The 20,040-nt window shown below is 42.7% G+C and carries 15 protein-coding genes; 1 reads left to right on the forward strand and 14 read right to left on the reverse strand.

What is annotated here, in order from left to right; genetic code table 11:
* Positions 1 to 290: 290 nt before the first annotated feature.
* From K5677_RS04365 to K5677_RS04385, 5 genes are all read right to left on the reverse strand, one after another.
* Positions 291 to 917: a type II secretion system protein gene (locus K5677_RS04365; protein ID WP_296725110.1), complete on the reverse strand. Its 627-nt coding sequence runs from the start codon at positions 915 to 917 to the stop codon at positions 291 to 293.
* Positions 918 to 1,028: 111 nt separating this feature from the next.
* Positions 1,029 to 2,192, reverse strand: a complete 1,164-nt coding sequence (locus K5677_RS04370; RefSeq protein ID WP_296725114.1) for a S41 family peptidase — start codon at positions 2,190 to 2,192, stop codon at positions 1,029 to 1,031.
* Positions 2,193 to 2,266: 74 nt separating this feature from the next.
* Positions 2,267 to 2,842 carry a type II secretion system protein gene (locus tag K5677_RS04375; protein ID WP_296725116.1) on the reverse strand — a complete coding sequence of 192 codons (576 nt, stop codon included), beginning with the start codon at positions 2,840 to 2,842 and terminating at the stop codon, positions 2,267 to 2,269.
* Positions 2,843 to 3,324: 482 nt separating this feature from the next.
* The gene (locus tag K5677_RS04380) at positions 3,325 to 4,425 is read right to left on the reverse strand and encodes a type IV pilus twitching motility protein PilT (protein ID WP_081367824.1); all 1,101 of its coding nucleotides are present in this window, start codon (positions 4,423 to 4,425) and stop codon (positions 3,325 to 3,327) included.
* A 22-nt stretch (positions 4,426 to 4,447) separates the two neighbouring features.
* Positions 4,448 to 6,130 (reverse strand): GspE/PulE family protein, encoded by a 1,683-nt coding sequence (locus K5677_RS04385; protein WP_296725119.1) that lies wholly within the window; start codon positions 6,128 to 6,130, stop codon positions 4,448 to 4,450.
* Between the two features lie 138 nt (positions 6,131 to 6,268).
* Between K5677_RS04385 and K5677_RS04390 the strand changes: the two genes are divergently transcribed.
* Positions 6,269 to 7,141 (forward strand): prepilin peptidase, encoded by an 873-nt coding sequence (locus tag K5677_RS04390; protein WP_296725121.1) that lies wholly within the window; start codon positions 6,269 to 6,271, stop codon positions 7,139 to 7,141.
* Between the two features lie 61 nt (positions 7,142 to 7,202).
* Here the strand turns inward: K5677_RS04390 and K5677_RS04395 are convergent, their stop codons facing one another.
* From K5677_RS04395 to K5677_RS04435, 9 genes are all read right to left on the reverse strand, one after another.
* The gene (locus tag K5677_RS04395; protein WP_296725123.1) at positions 7,203 to 8,186 is read right to left on the reverse strand and encodes a prepilin-type N-terminal cleavage/methylation domain-containing protein; all 984 of its coding nucleotides are present in this window, start codon (positions 8,184 to 8,186) and stop codon (positions 7,203 to 7,205) included.
* A 14-nt stretch (positions 8,187 to 8,200) separates the two neighbouring features.
* A complete protein-coding gene (locus K5677_RS04400; protein ID WP_296725124.1) occupies positions 8,201 to 8,737 on the reverse strand; it encodes a type II secretion system protein in 537 nt (178 codons plus the stop codon).
* A gap of 15 nt (positions 8,738 to 8,752) precedes the next feature.
* Positions 8,753 to 12,073, reverse strand: a complete 3,321-nt coding sequence (locus tag K5677_RS04405; protein ID WP_296725127.1) for a hypothetical protein — start codon at positions 12,071 to 12,073, stop codon at positions 8,753 to 8,755.
* A gap of 68 nt (positions 12,074 to 12,141) precedes the next feature.
* Positions 12,142 to 12,939, reverse strand: coding sequence for a hypothetical protein (locus K5677_RS04410; protein ID WP_296725130.1), 798 nt, complete (start codon positions 12,937 to 12,939; stop codon positions 12,142 to 12,144).
* On the reverse strand, positions 12,939 to 14,543 hold the full coding sequence (gene pilM / locus K5677_RS04415; protein WP_296725132.1) for a pilus assembly protein PilM: 1,605 nt from the start codon (positions 14,541 to 14,543) through the stop codon (positions 12,939 to 12,941). The genes K5677_RS04410 and pilM overlap by 1 nt, the downstream gene beginning before the upstream one ends.
* A 21-nt stretch (positions 14,544 to 14,564) precedes the next feature.
* Positions 14,565 to 15,764 (reverse strand): type II secretion system F family protein, encoded by a 1,200-nt coding sequence (locus K5677_RS04420; RefSeq protein WP_296725135.1) that lies wholly within the window; start codon positions 15,762 to 15,764, stop codon positions 14,565 to 14,567.
* Between the two features lie 533 nt (positions 15,765 to 16,297).
* Positions 16,298 to 18,121, reverse strand: a complete 1,824-nt coding sequence (gene uvrC / locus K5677_RS04425; protein ID WP_296725137.1) for an excinuclease ABC subunit UvrC — start codon at positions 18,119 to 18,121, stop codon at positions 16,298 to 16,300.
* 309 nt (positions 18,122 to 18,430) lie between these two features.
* Positions 18,431 to 18,970, reverse strand: coding sequence for a DUF5662 family protein (locus K5677_RS04430; RefSeq protein WP_296725139.1), 540 nt, complete (start codon positions 18,968 to 18,970; stop codon positions 18,431 to 18,433).
* Complete coding sequence (locus K5677_RS04435; protein WP_296725140.1) at positions 18,960 to 20,015, reverse strand: LacI family DNA-binding transcriptional regulator; 1,056 nt, start codon at positions 20,013 to 20,015, stop codon at positions 18,960 to 18,962. The genes K5677_RS04430 and K5677_RS04435 overlap by 11 nt, the downstream gene beginning before the upstream one ends.
* Positions 20,016 to 20,040: the final 25 nt, after the last annotated feature.

The following is a 20,040-nucleotide window of genomic DNA, read 5'->3' on the forward strand; positions in this document are numbered from 1 at the left end:
CTGCCTTTCGCTTGGCTTTCCCTCACGCGACAGCTTTAATATTATATCACTATCTTTTTGGTTTGTCAAGCTTTTTCTTCAAATTTCTTTCAAGAATTTTTTCGCTTGACTCTCCTTGTCGGACAGTAAATATATTATAACTCTTTTGTAAGGAATTGTCAAGCATAAACTTTTCAACTCTTTGCTTGTTAATATGTTGAAAACTCACATTTGCTTTTATCTTCACTATATAATACAAAAAGCAGCTGCAAAAGCAGCTGCTCAAAAATCAATATTTAATATTTCAATGCTCAAGATCCTTCTGCCGGGGCAGGAGCCGGATTCAGTGCAATAACATTCATATCGATTGCACTAACCTCATTGTCACGAACCGCACTCTCATCAGATATCTGCTCAGAGCCCATAGTTCTTGGGTATGTTCCCTTATATTGTCCATTTGTCTGACTGCAGTAAACAACCGACTGAACATTATAATTATTCACATAAACCTTATAAACGCCCTCTCTTCCACAAATATTATTTATAGAAGTTGCTATGTGAGCATTCTCATTATTATTCTGTGTTATTCCATCAGGTTTACCATCATTGGCCACCTGAATTCCGTTTGTACCGTTCCAGTAGAAATAGAAATCTCCTCTTCCTACATATATCTCTGCATCAGCATCATCTTTTTCATTAAGATAAAGCTCCATGTTATCATTTGAAACGGTCAATGCATGGCGTTCATTTTGAGCAATTCTTGTAAACTCTGTCTGGGCAGCATTGAAAACTACCTTTGCCTTCGCATTAGCTGTTCTCTCCCTGCTTCTTCTCATAAAATAACCCCATGAAGGAATAACAATTGCCATAAGAATACCTAAAATTGCAATAACAACAATAAGCTCAGTGAGCGTAAAGCCTTTTCTCCTACTCTTCATAGAAAAGCACCTCCCAAACAATTTACCAATTCTATTATAGCAAAAAGTTCATATTTTGTCAATAATAAAAAATTGTTTCACTTACAATTTTTCCTTCCCTTTATTGTGCAATTAGCTGAGAAGTTCTAAAGCCTTCTTCAGCTGTATATCATCGTCAGTCCCTATCAATTCGGAATCCATTTGGATCTCAATATCAGGAATTATTCCTACGCCGTCATAATTTGGCACATCATTGACATAATAATAACCTGCAACTAATGCATAGCTTGAAAATTTATCAAATGAATAGGTGTTTTGAAAAACTCCTTTTCCGGCAGTCTGAGTACCTATTACTGTTCCAAAACCGGTATCCTGGAAAAGAGCTGTCAGTATCTCACCCGAACTACAAGTATTTTCTGAGACAAGAATAACAATATTCAAATTTTTATATTTTATATCATTCGTTGTAGTAAAGGTTTCAATTTTTCCGCCTTTAGTCTCCTCTGTTGCAACTACATTACCGGCAGGAGCGAATAAATCAAAGAATTTAACGGCTTCTTCTATTTCACCACCGTGATTGTTTCTAATATCGATCACCAGATCAGTGACATTGTTTTCAGCTATAACCGAATCAAATTCACGGGAAAAATCGTCAGTAGCCTGAATATTAAACGAATTGAGCCTAAAATAGAATACTCCATTATCATATAAATTTGAGTTTATTGCTCTGCTATTTTCAAAATCCTTTTCACGAACATAAGTAATATTTTTCTTTTCACCGTCATGATCAACCAAAAGCTCAACAGAAGTACCGCTCTTGCCTATAAGTTTCGGAATAATATTGTAATAGCCCTCTTTTATTACAGATTCGCCATCAATGCTAAGAATAAGATCGCCGCGGCAAAGCCCCATTTTTTCCGCCTGAGAGTTATGTTTCACTTCAGAGATCATGATATTCTCGGAAACGCTGTCAAAAGTTATCCTAAAGCCGGCAGCTTGAAGCTGAGCAGAATAATTCACGTCATTCTCAACACCCATATTATGATCGGTGCAATTAGAATATCGATCATTCAGACCATTAACAAGACCGCCTATCATATTTTGTGCATAATAGCTTTTATCAGGCCCTTTATAATACGACTCGTCTATGTTATTCACAGCACTTATAACAGTACTATACTCTTCGCCAAAGGCAATTTCTTTTTCATAATACTTTGCTATACCCAGGTAAGTCAGACCTGCTACAGCGCAGGCACCAAAAAAGCCATAGGTAATTTTTGTAAGATCGATCTTCATTATATCTCCTAAGGAAAAAAGCCCCTCCCATAAGGGAAGGGCTTTTGAATGCTTAAAACTTGAATTATTATGCTTTATTCATCTGTCTCCGTGTCGCTACCTGCATCTGATGCATCTGCACCACCTGCAGACTGACCTGACTGAGCTGTATACTTGGACTTTGCCTTAGAATATGCAGCTGAAAGTGTCTCGTCAGGGTTGCTAACTGTTACGATACCATTTGGAACTGTACCTACATACTTAGCGCCATCCTGCTGGCAAGCAACTGCTGTACAAACGCCGCCATTGCAAGCTGCATAGAACTTATACTTTGCAACCTTATCCATATAGTTCTTAAGCTTGTTTGTAAAGAGAGTATTGAGATTATTTGCTGCATCATCATCAGCAGCAGTCTTAGTTACGTTGATTGTACCAGCTGTAGCAGCAGAGATCTCCTGGATCTTGCCAGCCTCTTCTGTCTCTTCATCATACTCTACGAGAGCTGTGTTGATAGCCTTCTGGAGTGTGTTAGCAGCTGAGTTAGCGCTTGAGATCTTTGACTTTCTTACGTAACCGAGCATAGCTGGAACGAGGATTGCTGCGAGTACACCGATGATAGCGATAACAACGATGAGCTCAATAAGTGTAAAACCTTTCTTTGTAGTTTTCATAAGAAAACCCTCCTTTAAATAATATTTGTGAAAGTCTTTGCTTTCACTCGATTTTTTAGGTCCGGGGATTTTTTCTCCCTTTCCCTTCCCTGTGATTATAGTATACCACCTTATTCACATAATGTCAACAGTTTCAGAAGAAAAAATCCATATCTGATGGCATTTTTTACATTAGAACGGTGAATCGGCATATTTATTTTAGTGTTTTCGTCGAAGTGCACAAGATTCTATGAATAAATTAAATCTTTAATTTAGTATTTGTTATATTCACACTTGTTTATACTCTGCGTAAAGCGATTTTTACGGCATTTTGAGACTGTTTTTGGACTTTTTTTAACGGCTTTTTTGAAAAATTTCCGATTTTGTGTTTCCAAAAATAATTTCTTGTCATTTCAGAAATGTTCTGTTCATAAAAAATACCGTCGAACTTTTTCTGCCCGACGGTATTTTGATACATATAGTATTTTTTTGTGAAAATATTATTAACCCTGCATTCCGCCTCTTGGAGCACCGCCGAGCTGTGAAAGGAAGCGGTAGAACTCCTGCTTGTCGAGGCACTTTTCGAGAGCGTCTACCTCGCCGATAACGTTCTTGGAAACGAGTCTTGCGAGCTCCATATCCAGAGACATCATGCCCTGCTGCTTACCTGTCTGGATAGCAGACTGAACGAGGTGGATCTTGTTATCACGGATCATAGCCGAGATAGCGTCTGTACAGTTAAGGATTTCCATACAAGCGATACGTCCTGAGCCGTCCTTCTTAGGAATAAGTGTCTGAGAGATAACAGCAACCAAGTTGTTAGCAAGCTGAGTTCTGATCTGCTGCTGCTGGTGCTCAGGGTAAACGTCGATGATACGGTTGATAGTATCAGCGGCAGATGTTGTATGAAGTGTTGACATAACGAGATGTCCTGTTTCGGCAGCGGTTACAGCAGCCTGGATAGTCTCAAAGTCACGCATTTCTCCTACGAGGATTACATCAGGGTCCTCACGGAGAGCAGCTCTCAGAGCAAGAGCGAATGACGGAACGTCGTCGCCGATCTCTCTCTGGTTTACCATACATCTCTTGTGGTCGTGAACGTACTCGATAGGATCCTCAACTGTGATTACGTGAGCGCTTCTGTTAAGGTTTACGAAGTCGATCATAGCAGCGAGGGTAGTTGACTTACCTGAACCGGTAGGACCTGTTACGAGAACGAGTCCACGGGGACGCATTGCAAAGTCAGCGAGTATTGGAGGAAGTCCGAGGTCCTCAAGAGTCGGGATATCGTTTCTCAGAAGACGGATAGCGATAGCAGGCTTACCCTTCTGGAAATATACGTTTACACGGTGACGGTAGCCGCTTCTTGTTGTGAACGAGAAGTCGGTATCCTTATGGTTGTTGATGCTTGTCTGCTGAGCGTCATTTGTCATCTGGTGAACGATGTTGAGTATTTCCTCCTCGTCCATTTCAGGGTACTGTGAACGCATGGTTCTGAGAGTACCGTTAAGACGTACAACAGGAGCGATCCTGTCTGTGAAGTGAAGGTCAGAACAGCCGAGGAGTCTTACCTCGTCAAGTATTCTATGAATTTCGATTGCCATATTATTAATCCTCCCTGCGCCATTATACAGTAAATGTAGTTCTTACGAGCTCGTCGATCGAAGTTTCGCCAGCCTGTACAAGCTCGGAAGCGTTGTCACGGAGAAGCTTGGTTCCGTTTTCCTTAGCTGCCTTTTCGATCTCTTCCTTGCTGCCGTTAGCTGCGATGATAGAAGATACCTTTGCAGTACAGTGAATGATCTCGTGGATAGCAGTTCTTCCTCTGTATCCTGTATTATTGCAAGACGGGCATCCGCCTGGCTCATAGATCTGGATAGAATGGTCGATACCCATGAGCTCGTTCTCTTCGGGAGTTGACATTCTTGGTTTTTTGCATGCTGGGCACAGAACCTTGAGGAGTCGCTGTGCGATAACGCCGATGATAGAAGTAGCAACCATGTAAGGAGCTACACCCATATCAACAAGACGTACAACTGTTGAAGCAGCGTCGTTGGTATGGAGAGTTGACAGAACAAGGTGTCCTGTGATAGCGGCACGGATACCGATATCGGCAGTCTCGGTATCACGCATCTCACCGATCATTACTACGTCAGGGTCCTGACGGAGGATAGAACGAAGAGCTGCTGCGAAGGTCATACCAGCCTTTACGTTTACCTGACACTGGTTGATACCGTCGATAGCCTTTTCGACAGGGTCCTCAACAGTTACGACGTTTACGTTTGGCTTAGCGATCTCGCCGAGAGCCGCATAAAGAGTTGTTGTTTTACCTGAACCGGTAGGTCCTGTAACGAGGATAACGCCGTGAGGAACACGAAGCATTGACTCGAACAGCTGGTAGTTATAATCAGACATACCCAGATCGGTGATCTTACGAAGAGCGATCTGACCTGTTGAAAGAATTCGGATAACGATCTTTTCACCGTGTACCATAGGAAGTGAGGATACACGGACGTCAAGAGTGGTTCCGTCAACGACCTGTGTGAAACGGCCGTCCTGAGGGATTCTCTTCTCAGCGATATTCATGCCGCTGATGAGCTTGAAACGTGTAGTAAGTGCGCTGTGAACTGCACTTGAGATATTCATGAGTTCAACGAGGTCGCCGTTTACACGGATACGGATTCTTGTGTACTTATCGAAAGGCTCGATATGAATATCGGTAGCGTCTGCTCTGTAAGAGTTCTCAACGATAGTAGTTGCGAGCTTAACGATAGGAGCGCTCTCAACTCTGTCCTTAGACTCGATATCAGCCTCAGTCATTTCACCGAGGTCGCCGCCCATAGAGGATACACCCTCAAGAACGCTGTCAACGTTCTGCATTGAGTAGCACTTACCGATGGCCTTATTGATAGCAGATGTTGTAGCAAGAACAGGAACGGTGTCCATACCTGTAGAAACCTTGATGTCCTCAAGGACGATGAAGTTTACAGGATCATTCGTTGCAACTGTAAGACGCTTACCTTGTACATTGATAGCAATTACGGTATGCTTTCTTGCCAGAGCCTCGGGAACCATCTGGACAGCGTCAGTATTGATCTCGATATTGTCAAGGTCAACATACTGAACTCTCAGGTTTCCTGCCAGTGCCTTTGCGAAATTGACTTCAGACATAAAGCCGAGTTCAACAACTACGTCGCCGAACTTCTTTGCGCCGTTAGACGCTCTCTGAGCGTCAAGAACCTGCTGAAGCTGTTCGCTTGTGATCAGCCCTTGATTGACTAAGTAGTCACCAATTCTCTCGTTTCTCATAAAAAACCTCCGCTTATTTTCTGAATACCATACTGTATCCGTCATACAGTTAGTATTCTAAAATTTTACTTGAATTTTCCATAAATTATGTTATAATAATATTATGTACATTAATATTTATGAAGGAGGGGTAAAATCATGTTCGGATTTGAAAATATGCTCCACGATGAATTTACCGAGCTGCCATTCAAGATCATGTTTTACGTCATTATTTTCCTGTTCGGCATCTGCATAGGAAGCTTTCTAAACGTTGTTATCCTTCGTCTTCCAAAGGGCGAGTCTGTAATCGGACTCAAACGAAGTAAGGAAGATAAGGAAAAAGCTTCTCACTGCATGACCTGCGGCGCCAAGATCAGACCTGTTGATCTGATTCCTGTTTTCAGCTGGCTGATGCTGAGAGGAAAATGTCACAACTGCGGTGCCAAGATCTCACCGCGATATCCAATAGTCGAATCCCTTAACGGAATCCTCTATGTTCTGACGTTTTTTGTTCTGGATATCAATGTTAAATCCATAATAACCTGCGTTCTGATGACCTTTCTTATCGTCATCGCTTTCATCGACTGGGACACAAAGGAAATATTCATCGGCATGATCGCCATAATACTTCTTCTTGCATTCCCTCTTGCTTTCTTCTATTCACGCGAATACGGAGATGTCACACTGAAGAGCCGAGTGATCGGAATGTTTATTATCAGCGTTCCATTCTTTATAATCGGTGAAGCAAGCCGTCCGATAATCAAGAAAAAATTCGGTGAGGATTTCAGGGCTATCGAGCTTGGCGATACATATTTAATGTTCGCAGCTGGCGCCTTCCTCGGAACACGGGCTGTTATCGCTTCAACATTTATAGGTATCATTACTGCGGCTTTCGGAGGAATACTCGTCAAGGCAGTTACAAAGGATTCAAAGTTCGCCTTTGGACCGTTCCTTGCAATTGGAATCGCCGTCGGCTCACTGTGGGGAAATCAGATAGCTCAGTGGTACTTGAACCTCTTAGCTACCGAATAAAAACAACAAAAAATAAGTACAGGCAGCAGCATTGAACTGCTGCCTGTTTTTTTACATATTCTTATCTGAGCTCGTCGCCGTAAGCAAATACAAAGTAGATATCCTGTGTAAAATCTATCTTTGAATTGAACGCCTTCCTAAAACTCTCTCCTGATTCAGGTATAGGAGTTGCAGCTGTACTCTGCAATCTTACATCACCGCCTACCTGTATCGGTCTTGCCATACCTGCATCCAGATTAGGTCTTCTTTTTGAAGAAGTATTAATGTTTGTAAGAGGCAGATTAGCTACCTGTACAGCTACAGGCGACTTAAATGCTCTGTAAGTATAAGCTCCATTGGTTACATCGACATAACCTTCAGAGGTTTTATCTTTGTCAAGAACTATTGATAATGAAAGACTTGTTCTATCAACGCCGTTATCCAAGTCATCTCTATCAGCTCTGAGAACCTTATATGTTTCACCGCTTTTTCCACCAGCTGGTGTAGAATCCAGTGACACAAACTTTGATGAACCGAGCGCATAGCTAAAGCTATAATCGGAATCGCTTGCACTAAAATATGCGGGATTAAGCATAGGTCTCTCTGACACGATATGTGCATTATCAATTACATTATCGCTAAATGGGTATTCAGATAATAATATCTGACCCTGTGGATTTGTACCGTCAGACTTGTTCAGAAGATGAAGAATATATATCTTACCTCTAACCTTTCTAACACCATTTCCATCTTTCAGCACTACATCTTTATAATGTTTATCTCTGAACTCATCAGCGAGCGCTTTAAGATCTCCATCATATATTCCAAGATGATCCTCGGTATACACATACAGACTATCAGCGTATTCAAGAGTACCTTGCAGATACTCTTGAATATTATGCGAATAGGAATATGTTTTCTCAGCAAGAGCTGTATTCTTGTACATTCTTGAAACAGGTGTAGTAAGTGCAAGAGCAGCAGCCATAAGAACTGAGAAGATAGCCATAACAATCAGAAGCTCTATAAGAGTAAAACCCTTGAGCACTGATTTCTTCATTTTATCCATATGTCTGCCTCCTTTTATGGTGTCGCATCAGGATCAGCCGGGGCTGCATCTGGATCAGCTAGGGCTGCATCTGGATCAGCTGGGGCTGCATCTGGATCAGCCGGGGCTGCATCTGGATCAGCCGGGGTTTCACCTGGATCAGCTGCGGGTGTTGTTTTATACTTTACGAAACTAAGGTTAAGACCGCCGTTTGCTTTCTTCTTCATCGCTTCTTTATCTGCATTGCTTAAACCATCAGTAACAACATCCTCTGTGTTATACTTTTCAGCTTCAAGAAGTACTGTAGTATCGTCAAGCTTGATCTCTACATTAATATTATCAGGAGTCAGTTCCTTAGCATTGCCGTCCTTGTCAAGGTAGCTGGTCTTATGATTAGCTGCATAGGGCGACTCATTCGACACCTTTGATTTCAGAACATTTGTAGCTCTGTTTGTAGCGTCTATGTGTGTTCCTACCAGGACAAGTAATCCACCCATTATCGCAAAGATGGCAATTGAAATGATCATTTCAATCAGAGTCATGCCCTTTAAACTTTTTTTACTTTTTTTCATAGAACACGCCTCCTTTTACGAACCTGAGTACATATTGAATATCCACTTATTTCCTGATGGATCAGTTATCTCTTCAGTATAATCGTCAGAACCTCCGCCTGATGATGTCTGACCTGTTTCTGTATAGAAAAGACCGAAGTTATTCTGTGTTTCCTTAACGTCTCTGAAGAGAGCATTACCAATGATTACTGGTTTTCCGCCTGTCTGATCCTTCCAGCGCTCCTGACCTGTTTCTCTTGTTGACCAGTCCTCGCCATATTCGTCGATATATTTTACTTTATAACAACCCTCTAATTTAGCTGTGAAGTCTGTGTATGGTGTCTTAAAAGTACCTGACAGAGTTGTATGACCTTGTAAAACGATCTTTGAATCAGGCACACCATAGAATTCCATACCGAAATCAGTATTCTTATGAGGATTTTCATGCATATTAATCTCTAAAGGCTCATTATCAATAATCTTTTTGTTGACAATAGCACCCTTTAAACCTGATCCATCTTGTAATGTACCCTTGATAAGGAATTGAACCTTTCCGCATTCTGTAGCTGTTGCGTCACCGTCCTTCTTATAGTTGCGATCAACCACGATCTGACCGATCGTACCGCCGCTTTCAAGTAGACTTACGTTATCTAAGATGACCCAAATGTCCTTGCCTTGTGGGTTGATCGTAATTGTCTTACCTTCGACCTTACCCCTTATAGTACAGCTATCAGTAATAACATCATTCTTCCAGATACTTGTGTTGGGCTCTGGAGTATTATTCTGCCAAGCTACACGCTGAGCCTTAGACTTTTCAGTAGCATCTGTAATATCTTCCGGATAACTGGACATATCGCCGGTTGCAGGATCAAGACCAAGGTCTTTTCTTACTTCCTGAAGATTCTTAATGATTTTTGTTGTGCTATCAGCAGGAGTAAACGCACCGTCATATGCTCCGCCGTCATAAGTACCGTATATTGCTTCTCTTGTCATTTTTGCAGGATAAGTCTCCTGACCATTGTATGGCTGAAGCTTGCTGTCTGACGGAGCAATCTGAGGCTCTTCTACTACAGGAGCAGTTGCCACTGCCTCACTTACGCGCTGATTTGTTTTATTGCTGTACCATGTAACCTTTTCATTTGTTACTTCGCCCGTTCTGTTTCCGGAGGAATCCGCTACATAGTAGCGAGGTACATTAAAATCTAATTCATCAGTATCTGTGTTATAAATTGCAAATGTACTGTCTACTCGCTCTGAAGTACTTCTGAATATAGGTGTTCCGTCTTCAGTTTGATCTACAACCTTTTTAAGAACATAATAAGACTTTTCACCTACATCCCATTCATGCTTCATTGATTCAACATCAATAAAGTTATTAATAACATAGTTCTGCTCAGGAGTTCTCATTATTGAATCAGTTGCTTTAAGCTGCTCAATAACGACATCAACCTTTTCTACTTCCTCATACTGATCCTTATCGATCAAATCATCATTAATTGCTAATAATTTATCTTCAGCCAATCCTACTACATTATAGACAGCTACAAGATCATTTTCAGTAAGCTCTTCTGAAGAAACATCTTTTCTTTTCATAAGAGTCATCTCTGTAGCATAATCATTTTTCCATTTAAAGTATTCTGTGTTCCAATCGTTATTAGCATTACCATTAATGTCTGTTGGAGTACCACCATTATCCTTATGGTCTTGTGGTCTCCATTCAAACACATTGCGCTCGTCAAAGTCAACTATTAAATAATTACTTGGATATTCATCCCGAGATAAGTCCTTTAATTCCTCGGGACCTTCATAGAAGTTAGGGTATGATCTGTATGTCTCAGGTGTATTATCACTGGTATCGCCAGGTGCCCTGTATCCATCAGGATTTGTAGCATAAACAGTACCGTCAACAGTAAACTTATCATTATTACCATTATTTAATACTTTCAGTTTACCGCCAACAACTACATCACCGTGAACGACTGTCGTGTCTTTTATTGTAAGGTCACCCTTAACTTTGATATCACCGTCAAATGTACCGCCGCCAAGAGTCAGGTTACCGTTGCAGTAAATATTACCGCCGAATGATTCATGCTGTGAGTTAGTCTTGTTAAGTGTGTCAGATGTCCACTTATAGAGCTGTGATGAATTATTTTGACCAAAAATGTTATCACCGTACGTGATTCCCTGATTGCCGTTATAATCTGTAACGATATCACTTTCGCCCTTGACCATATACTTCTTGTTAGAATTATATTCATCCATAAGGTAAAGGTCACCGTGGAGAATGAAGTTATTTGTCTTTGCCGAGATAGTACCTACAAATACATTGTATGGAGATGCAGGCTGGCTTTCATGTTTATAATTACCCTTTGTTTCGCCTCTGTATCTTACGATCTCACCCTGCGAATCAAAGCACATGGCACCGTTAACATATAAATAAGGAACTTCTTTCTGAGTAAAGTCGCTATTCATCTGATAATCAAGCTCAACAAGAGTATCATTCTTTGTCCATAGACTTCCGTTGATAATAGTCTGTGAAACAGGTCTTTCAGCCGCCTGACATACATTTATAGAGAAATTACCTGTCATTAATGCGATATCGGCATTGATAAACGAAAGTGTAGTATCAAGCTCAACAGCATTGTTCAGACGATACTGTATTCTTTCAGACTTGCCGTTTACCATTTTCATACCCGACTTTGAAAGTCCAAGACCGATACCGCCTGTATAACGGCCACCGTTCTCGAATACACCGTCACCAACGGTATTAAGTCCCTTAATACCGCCAGAACCGCTCTTTTTACCTGGTATTTTACTCGGAGCTTTCTTTGTAAGATATGCAGTTACAGTAGACTCTTCCTTAGAAACTCTTGCTGTAGCTGTGATCTTAACTCTTTCTGTCTGAATCCACTGATTTGTGTCCTCATCATAATCCCACTGAGTCTTTGGAACGGACGCATTTTCTGCATCCAGCATCATTTCTCTTTCGATAGTTATCTGGTTGTCATGCCATTTGCCGTCATCACCCCAAAAACCAACAAGTCCCATTGATTTATCTTCATTAGATCCATTTTTAAACGAAACTGTTGGGTGTATGACAGAAGGATTAGTACCAACACCAAGGCTTATGATCTTATCAGATATTTCTGAATTAGACCTCATAGCCTGAGTAAATCCTAAGATCGCAGTCTTAGCTGTATAGCTTGCCTGCGATGACGAGTATGACTTATGTGCTCGGTTGCTTGAAGCAGTCGCCAGCGCAAGGGTACCCGTCAAAAAAATTATGAGCAATGCCATTACTGCGACAACAGTAAACAATACTGTTCCGCGTAACTTATTGTTTTTCTCTGTTTTCATTTCCCTAACCGCCTTTCAAGTTATATTTTTCTCATAACTACAGCGTTTGAAGTAGGTATTTCTGCATTTTAATTCATCTCAACGTTGGGTTCTTCCATTTCGATTACTGAATAAATTGTTACAACAATCTGAGCATTTGAAACATTCTTAACCTCTTTGTTGTCGCCAATCGGAACTGATATCTCTTCGCCATCTTTTGAATCAGGTAACTCTACTCCAGCCTTTTTTGCAGCATTCTTACCAAATGAATAATCTTCTATATTCACTGAATTGATAATAACTGCTTTGTCAAATTTCTTTATAGCCTCAAGGTACTTCCATATATTCACTTTAGTTCCGGTTACCTTTAAAGCATACTGTGTCTTGATAACGCTTTCCTTTGATCTCTGAGAAAGTGCTATACTCTCAGCAACTGACTCTTCGTATTCCTTCTGAAGTGTACCATTTACATCAGCCTGACTTCTCATATCAGATAATTTATCTGTTTCGCTGCTGTAATAATAATCAAGTGGACCGACAGTTGTCGCACCAAGTTCAAGGCCCTTAATCTTTACCTTGCACTCATCGGCATACTTCTGCATATAGTTATCGACATTCACCTGTGATTTTACTTCATCCAGAGGTACGAAAATTTTAGTAGCGTCACTTGCTTCACTATAAATTTTTCTTATTGACTCCTGAAGTCCTGGAATCTTTGCTATTTTAGCCTCGTATTCAGCTTTTACCTTTTCCTTTTCAGCAAGGATCTTTTTATCGTCCTTATTCTGCTTGTTCATATTCTTAACAGGTACAAAGAAACCTACAAGCAGAATAACAATAGCTAACAGTACACCTGCTATGATCTTATCTCTATAATTAAGTTTCATTATTTATTCTCCTCCTCTGAGCTTTCTTCAGCATTATATACACTCTTGTTGCCTTCAAGCTTTACACTTGAGCTGAACTTTACTCTGTCCTTGGATTCCTGTCCCTCTGCCTTATAGGTCTCAACAGTATATCCCTTATATCCTGCCGACTTGAAGAATTTGCTGTTCTTAAGGTTCTCTGCAAAATCAGCAGGTATCTTCTGTGCATATTCTGCCTTTTCAGCATCATAAATAATGGAGAATGTTATTGTTCCATCACTATACAGTGGCTTATCTACGGTCAGATTATCAAATTTGGCATCCTTTACATCCTCACAAGTCTTCTTGAGGATATTCTCGATCTCATCATAGTCATCACCTGTAATGCGAGGCTGAGATTCATAAGCATCATTTGCATTGACCATCTTTGTGCGGTATGACTTTACAACGTCCTCGATCTTGAGAAGCTTTTCATGATGATCGAGCTTTTTCTGTGTATCCGGACTTTCGATGTAATCAACACACTCCTGAATATCATGTTTGATACCGATATTCTTGAGCTTTAGAACACCCCATGCACCGCCTACGATAATTGCTGCGCCGAGAAGTGAAGCAAGCAGGATAATGCTTCCCATTGCGTCATTGTTCTTGCCGCCTACACGGTTCTTTACGGCTGTGCTGAAGTCTGTATCGAGAAGGTTGATCTTTTCGATCTCTCTGTTTCTCTTGAACATAGCGCCGATAGCGTTAGCGTAGAGGGAGAACTCAAGATTTTCATGACCGTGGATCTGTGGAGGAACGTTGATAAGACTTGTCTTGAGGTCGAGCTTTTCGAGCTCATCTGTAAGTCTTACATACTCATGTGTATCTCCGTAGAAGATAACGTTCTCAATGGACTCACCTGTGTTACGGCTTCTGTGGAACTGGAGCATACGGAAGATGTTCTCGTTGACTGCTTCAAATACATAGTCATCTGAGTAACCGTAGTCAGCAGCGTCGATAGAAGCGAAACGTGAGAATGAAAGCTGTCCCTGCTCATAGAGGTTGAGTGAGATGAAGTTGTTGTCGATCTGTACAGCAAGGAGCGGCATCTTAGACTTGATCTTTGTATCAGCAAGAAGTACCTTTGTGATACAGTTGCAGCCGATCATTACTGATCTGAGTGAGATACTGAGAAGCTTGAATACTTCTCTGTAGCTGTTTACGATCTCATAAGGACAAGCTGTAGCGAGTATCTTGTACGATGGCTCGTTTACATCTCTGCTGTCTGCGTCACCTACTATAATGTAAGATACGCTGTATGAATCATCAAGGTTGAGCTCAGCCTGCATCTGGAGCTTAACTGTCTTCTGAAGGTCCTGACCTTTGCCCTTTGCAACTGTCATTTCCTTAAAGATAGTAAGGTTGGATGAGATCGAAACGATCGCTTCCTTATCAGGCATTCTGTGCATTTTAAGAACATTGTTAATGAGTGTAGCTACCGCAGGAACGTCCTTTACGTGACCGTTTACGATAAGCCCCTCTTCAACATTTACGGTAGCAGCAGAGCTGATCTTGATCTTGCCGTTACTTTCAACGCCCTTAACAACTCGTATATTTCTATCAGTGATATCAAATGAAAGCATTTATCTTTCCACCTTTCTTTATTAACCGTTTTCTACGTTTTCCATTGCTCCGTAAAGCGCTGGGTAAATTCCACATACGACAAGTCCGATGATAACGCCCATGAATATAAGGAGCACAGGCTCAATCGTACTAACAAGTCGCTGAACGGCTGAATCTGATTCATCTTCGTAGTAATCAGATGTTTTCTCAAGGATCGTGTCAAGCGCACCTGACTCCTCGCCGACATAGATTACCGAGCAGAACATAGGCTCGAATATCTCTGTACGTGTGATCGCAGACGAAAGCGTCTCGCCCTGTTTTACTTCGTCGATAACGTCAACGAACTTTTCGTCTACATATGCATTACCGAGGATAGATGAAGCTCTTTCGAGGCATTCAACCATCGGAAGACCACTTGAGTAAAGTGAGGAAAGAGTTCTTGCGAAACGTCCTGTGTAGATCTTTGTAACAAGGGGACCGAAGCCCGGACCTTTGATAAGCATTCTGTCGAATTTGACACGGAATCCGGGAGCTTTGAGAGCAGCTCTGAAGCCCAGGACTGCAACGATAAGGATAACAGCAAGTATGTACCACTTAGTTTTCAGGAAGTCACTGATTCCAGCCATTATTCGAGTCAGAACAGGCATATCCTCCTTGCTATCAAACATATCGATGAAGGTAGGCATGATAACTGTAAAGAGGAAGATTACGATAACTATACAAAGCACCAGAAGTATGATAGGATAGATCATAGCACCTCTGATAGTGTTCTTGAGTTTGTTTTCCTTTGCGTAATGATCTGACATTCGGTTCATGATGATATCAAGAGAACCCGAGCTTTCGCCGGCGCCTACCATTGAGATAAGGAAGTCCGGGAACGAACCTGAGTGCATTTCGAGAGATGACGAGAAGGATTCACCCTTCTGTACGTTCTCATAGATGTCCTGCCATATTGCTCTGGCTCTTTCGTTTTCCTGTTCTTTCGTCAGGATATCAATGGCTTTTACAAGAGTAAGACCTGATGTGAGCATCGCGGCAAGCTGTCTGCAGCAGAATGCTAATTCCGGGGTTTTAAACTTGTAAATTGATTTTGTGTCATCTGAATCGCTCTCCTTAAAATCCTTGACATACAAGCCCTTTTCCTTGGCTTTCTGTAAGAATTCCTGCTCATTCTCCGCATTAATGACACCCTTGACCTGTCTGCTCTTCGCGTCCTGAGCTACGTAAGAAAAACTCTTCATGAAACCACCTCCATAATTAAATACTTGTGATGAACGTTTCTCACTGCCTTAATAATAACAATTATAACATTAATAGTGTTACTTTTCAATCGCTTTTTTGACATAAATAATCCACCGTTTTTTATCAATATTTACCAAGATTTATACTATCGGTAATACTGGCATGTTAAAACGGCTCTTTCTTCTGCAAAAATTCGTTGTAAAAAGGCAGCACAATATGAGGTATAGCCCACTGATACCAAACATTGTTAAACTTCCACAATAATTATATCACACCCGCTTTTAAATTGCAACATAAAAGCTCATATTTCTCACGAAATTTTACAGAATTGTAAACTGCGGCAATTTGCATATTGGTAATTTAGTCATTTTGACCGTTCTGTCAAAGGATTCGAGTACAATTACACAAAAAATTCCGACAAAATTCGCACTATTGTTTATTTATTCAACTATTTATACCCCGTTTTCAAATTTTGTCCGCCGTATACTATTATAATATACTGGTATAATTAACTGAATATTCTCATCGCCGTTCACATCTCGCGGATAGCTCTCCACAGCTCCTGCGCAGTCTCGATATTCACTCCTGCCGCAGCGGCTAATTCCTCTGGAGAAGCCTCTCTCAGCTTGGCTATGGTCTTGTACCTCATGAACAGCTTTGCCGCCTTCTTTTCGCCTATTCCCCGTACCTTCAGCAGTTCCGAGCTGTAGGTCTTTTTCTTATGCTTCGAGTGCATGAAGCTGACTGAGTACCTGTGCACCTCGTCCTGTATCCGCGTAACTAAGTCAAAGACTGACCGCATACTGTTTATCTGTATCTCCCGACCTCCCGTTGCGATAGCTCTGGTGCGGTGCTTGTCGTCCTTGACCATGCCGAAAAGCGGTATATCCAGTCCAAGCTCCCTAAGCAGCGGTGATACAGCATTTACGTGACCTTTTCCGCCGTCGAGAAGTATCAGGTCCGGCGTCCTTGTGAAGTACTCGTCGCCCTCACCTGTTACGATATGCATGAGCCGTCTTTTCAGCACCTCACGCATACTTCCGTAGTCGTTCTGCAGCTCCTGCTCTTTGACGGTAAAGCGCTTGTAGGCTTTTTTCAGCGGTCTGCCGTCCTCAAAGACGACCATTCCCGCCACCATTGATTCCGAGGAGAGATTGGATATGTCGTAAGCCTCGATATATCGCGGCGGCTTGGCAAGCCCCAGACTCTGCCCAAGCTGCTCCAGCGCAAGAACTTCCTTTCCTGTGCGGTCATTTTTTATGGCAGCATATTCAGCGCTGTTGTTTTTAGCCAGTTTCAGAAGCTCCAGCTGTCTGCCCTTCTGCGGCACATGGAGCTTTACCCTGCGCCCTGCCTGACCTTCAAGCATTTCCGTCAGCAGCTCCGAGTCCTCGGGTATGTGGTCAACGATGACAGAGTGTGGTATATCGGGCTTTTTGTAGTAAAATTGCAGCATAAACTGGCTGAGGATATCGTCGCCCTCATCAGGCAGTGGAAACTCAAAGACCGCCTTGTCAAACAGCCTGTTTTCGCGGTACATCAGCACGGAAACATACAGTCCGCTGCTGTACTCGGCAACTCCGATAACATCTGCGGAATCCACACCGCTGTTGATTATCTTCTGCTTCTCGGAAGCCTTTTTCACCGCATTTATCCTGTCGCGGAGCATAGCTGCCTTCTCGAATTCAAGCGCCTCCGCAGCCTCGTTCATCTCCGCCTCCATGCGCTCCACAGACTGAGCGCTTCCGTTCTTTATGAACTCTACAGCCTGCTCGACTGCGGCACGGTAATCCTCGGCACTTATCCTTCCGCGGCACACTCCCATACACTGCTTTATTTGATAATTCAGACAGGGACGGCTTTTGCCGAAATCCTGCGGAAACTTACGCCTGCAGGTCGGCAGCATGAACACTCGGTTAGCCTCGTTTACAGCCTCCTTTGTAATGAAGCCGCTGGTATACGGACCGAGATAGCGTCCGCTCTGCTTGGTATTTTTTTCATTGGTGATACGAGGATATTCATCGTCGGAGATCCTGATATAATGGTACCCCTTGTCGTCTTTCAGGAGGATATTGTACTTTGGCTTGTGCTGCTTGATTAGACTGCATTCAAGCAGCAGAGCCTCATATTCGCTGTCGGTGACGATAAAATCATACTCATAGACATTTGATACCATAGCCGCTACCTTCGGCGTATGGTCGGGATTTTCGCGGAAATAGCTGCTGACGCGGTTGTGGAGATTCTTCGCCTTGCCGATATAGATTATAGAGCTGTCCTTGCGGCGCATTATATAAACGCCGGGCGACGTGGTAAGTTTAGCAGTTTTTTCACGCAAATACGGCAGTCTCGGGTTCATGATCCCCCTCCTTTTCTCGAAAATACAGAGGACGCCCCGCGGCGTCCCGTCTGATTATGATTTGCATATGTATGGGCGGATTCTATCCGCACGTCAAGGGGACGTCTTCTCTTACAAGGCGTCCCCTCTCAAAAAAACAGTCCACCGGACTGTTTTTTGATTCACCCCTTGCGAGGCGCCTTGCAACTGCGGGGTTACTCCCCACAGTGTGGGGAGTAACTCCGCCAAAGGAACACAGTCCCTTTGGAATCCCGTTCATATACTCAATAAAATACACATTGTCACTACTTTTAGTTCTCGCACATACAACTAACGGCTCTTTCTGACGTGTCGGCGGATATAGCGGAACACCTCGTCCTCGCCCTTATCGCGCAGCATAGTCAGCAGAAATTCCAGCTTCGCCGCCGTCGTTTTTTCGATGATACGGCGCGGCTTTGCCCTGAGAAAATACTCCAGCGGCATCGAGTCGTTGTACTTCTCCTTGTTATAAGTCTTTGAAGCCGCAACGCGGTCACAGAACATCTCAAATATGAATATATCCGGCATTTTCACAGGTTCGAGCCGATTTGTTTTCACGTTATAGTCCGTCCAGTACTCAAAATGATGACGATTCCTGCCCTTATGGTGCATCCACGCCTTTGACGCTCCGTCAACCTCGCGCTCACGCTCATTTGGGCTGCGGTTTCCCTGATAATAGCGAACCCCCGGGATAAACTCAGTCGGCGAGAATTTCGACAGGTCATGCAGCAGTCCCCTCCACGGGATACCTGCCTTTACGCAGTGGATAAAGACCTTGTGGCGGTGCTGGAGCACAGTCCGAAGATGTCCGAAAAAGTTCTCAATAAGCATTTGGACGCTCCTCACTGTAGCTTCCGTTTATGTCAAGGACGCTTTCTTTCTCTATGAGTTTACCGCTGATTATACGTCGTCCCTCCCTGTATTTCGGATCGGCAAGCTTCTTCGCCATTATCTTCACCGAGACCTCAGCCATTTTTGTAAGGTCTACCTCAACAGTGGTTATAGTGGGTATGCAGATGCTCGACACTGTGTAATTATCGTAGCCCACCACGCTTATATCCTCGGGAACACGAACACCCTTAGTCTTGAGCGCGGATATTACGCGGAATGCAGTCTCATCGCAGTTGCACACGAAGGCTGTGGGCATTTCCTCGGGGAAATCTATTTTTTCGTTGAGTATCCCTCTTTCGTTACGGTCGCCGATTATCCATTCCTTGCGGAATTCCAGCTCATTCTCCATTATGCACTTCACATATCCCAGATAGCGGTCGTTAATGCTGCTGGTAGCGTTCAGCGTACCGAAAAAGCCTATTTTACGGTGTCCCTTTGACACCAGATGATCGGTAAGGATATATCCGCCGTTGAAGCTGTCGGAAATTACCGAGTCAATATCGTACCTGTTGTCGTAGAAATCCACGAACATCAGCGGGATAGTCAGATTTTTCAGGCATTCTATGTAGCTCCTGTGGACCTGTCCGATAACGATAACACCGTCCACCTTGCCGTCTGTGACCATATTCGGCAGTATGCCGTTGGTCTCGCTGTCGGCGGTCACACACTCGTATACCGTGCAGACGTTCAGCTGTGAAAGCTGATTTGAGATACTCGCAGTCAGTTCCCAGTAGAATGTACCTCTTGCGCCCACGAAGCGCTCAGAAGTAAGTATACCCACATTTTTGCTGACCTTTGACATAGACAGACGTTTTCTCTCGCTCTTGGTATTTGACGGCTTATAGCCCATTTTCTCGGCTGTATCGCATATCTTCTTTCTCATCTGCTCGCTTACACCGTCGCGGCCTGCAAGAGCATTCGAGACCGTAACGACGCTTACGCCCAGCTTTTCTGCGATGTCCAGCATTTTTACTCCGTTTTTCATATGCCACCTCTTTTAAGTATATATA

It is taken from the genome of Ruminococcus sp. (assembly GCF_024684275.1).